Genomic DNA, 428 nt, shown 5'->3' with positions numbered 1-428 from the left:
CACATCAACGAAGCCCTGTCCGGCCTGCCGGTACACACCCGCTTTTTAAGCTTTGCGGACGTGAAGGCGGGCAAGCTGGATGGGGTGGATGTGGTCATCAACGCCGGCCGGGCGGGCACCGCCTGGAGCGGCGGGGACGCCTGGGCCGACACCGACCTGGTCGCCGCCCTGAACGCCTGGGTGGCCAAAGGCGGGGTGCTCATCGGGGTCAACGAACCCACTGCCCTGCCCGGCCGGGGAGATTTCTTCCGCATGGCCCGGGCCCTGGGCGTGGACGAGGACACCGGCGCCCGGGTCTGCCACGGCCGCTGGCCGGTGCAGGCTGACCCGGTGGACGGTCTGATCCCCGAGGGCGCCACCCTCTGCACCCGGGACCACCTCTACCTGACCGACAAGGACACCCGGGTCCTGGCGGAAAAGGACGGCTG

Annotated in this window: 1 protein-coding gene; it reads left to right on the top strand. The window is 70.6% G+C overall.

Annotated features, from left to right (window positions below):
* The coding region (locus H6B15_RS15315) for a lacto-N-biose phosphorylase central domain-containing protein (RefSeq protein ID WP_275951021.1) at positions 1-428 on the top strand (428 nt) is incomplete at both ends.

Origin of the sequence: Gemmiger formicilis (assembly GCF_016900095.1) — a bacterium.
In the GTDB taxonomy this organism is placed as follows: domain Bacteria; phylum Bacillota; class Clostridia; order Oscillospirales; family Ruminococcaceae; genus Gemmiger; species Gemmiger formicilis_A.
Note: the sequence above shows the minus strand (reverse complement) of the source record. Positions and strands in the feature narration are given on the sequence as shown.